The 1,661-nt window shown below is 57.5% G+C and carries 1 protein-coding gene; it reads right to left on the reverse strand.

Annotated elements, in window-relative coordinates; genetic code table 11:
- Window positions 1-48: 48 nt before the first annotated feature.
- Window positions 49-1,350, reverse strand: a complete 1,302-nt coding sequence (locus tag F7R06_RS30625) for an IS4 family transposase (protein WP_090327255.1) — start codon at window positions 1,348-1,350, stop codon at window positions 49-51.
- Between the last annotated feature and the right edge of the window lie 311 nt (window positions 1,351-1,661).

Below are 1,661 nucleotides of genomic sequence, written 5' to 3' on the forward strand. Positions count from 1 at the left end.
TTGCTGCGGTAACGGCGGCTGGCGGTTTCGCCCTTACGGCCATCCCTTTCAAGGTCTTTTCGTTTTGGCGGCCTTGATTACCCTGTCCGTTGAAACATGAGCATGCACCGCTGTGCCTTGGACCCACGTCTTGGGCTTGGGCACCTTGGGGCCTCGGGGGCTTTTCGCAACTTGTTTTGGCTGGATGTTTCTGGCTAGTTCCAACAAGCGCTGAGCCAGTTTTTCCGCAGGGATAACGGGAAGGTACTCCGAGGGCAGCGCAATCTGCATTCCCTCATAACCACTCCTGACCTGGACCGCCAAGTGATAGGTCGAGGCTTCCCAGCCTTCAGGCTGGGTGTCCCGATGGGCTTGTTCGACACTTCGTTTGAGTACGGCCAGGACGTTGTATGCCAATACCGCAGTAGCGAACCCGAGCAAGGCAGCCTTTGGGCTGCCAAGGGTTTCGATTTCACTTTCCAGGATCGCTTCCAGTCGCTGGAACATGCCCTCAATACTCCAGCGGCGGCGATAGAGTTCCGCGATCTGCTGTGCACTGACGCTCTCAGGTAGATTGCTCCAGAACATCAAGCTGCTGTCACCCGAGTCCGTTGGCGAATGAAGCGTCAGTTCCACGCGCCGCCATTGGTAACCGCCCCTGACGTGGATGATCTGCTCGCGCACAGTGCCTGTTTCCACAGGTACGGGCTCTTGCCACTCACCCTCTTGAATCAGGCGTGGGTGCTTGGCTTGCTGACGAATGACAAAGGATGTCTGGACCTGCTCACAAGCTTCCATGACCGGGAGCGTGCAGTAGAGTCGATCAGCCAGCCACACCTGGCCCGGCTCGGCATCAGCCAATAGAGGCAGCACACAAATACGCTCGCTTGCGTAGGCATCCTCACACGCCTGAAGGTCGATGACCTGATCGAGATCGGGGTCGTAGACAACCACCGAAAAGCCAGGACGAGCGGCACCTCGCTCGTGGCGTAGAGCGCCCAGACGTTTCTCAGTGGATGCCAAGTGGTTGCCGTCCACCACCCGAACCTGCCAGCCCGGCAGCATCGTGGTGCAACCCAGCTCTTTGATGGTTGGGGTCAGGCGTTGCGCACAGCCTGTGACCAGCGCGCGCAACAGAGCAGGTTCGGTACGACTGATCTTGTCGTAGAGGGCTGCCAAGCTGACAGGAAGATCTTCCAGTTGCCGAGCGGCGGCGTGCAGGGATGGCTTCAAACCCAATGAAACAAGGGACATCAGCTTGATGATGGTCGAGAACAGTAGTTCACGAGAATACTGCCGTTGCCGATGTTCTTCGAAGACCTGATCGACCCACTCAGGAGCAATAGCCTGCTCCAGCGCCAACTTGGCCATGACGCTGGCAGGTGCTTTTTTCTCGAATCGAGCTAGAACATCGGTCCACATCTTCGGGGATCCCTGACTGAGATTTCAGGGGATTTTACCTAAGACCTTGAAAGGGATGGCCCTTACGGCGACTTACTTTTTTTTCAAACCGGAAACGCCAAAAAAAAGATAAGCAAAAAAAGGCTCGCCCCGAGCGTCCGGCCCCTCGCTAAGGCTCGGCGTTCCTTCGCTGCGGTATCCATCCGGGGACACTGCCCTCCGGTTGGCTTCGCTTCAACCTACATGCAGCGTGTTCGACTGCGTCGAACGGCGCTGCGCGC

The organism is Pseudomonas moorei (assembly GCF_008801475.1).
Lineage (GTDB): Bacteria > Pseudomonadota > Gammaproteobacteria > Pseudomonadales > Pseudomonadaceae > Aquipseudomonas > Aquipseudomonas moorei.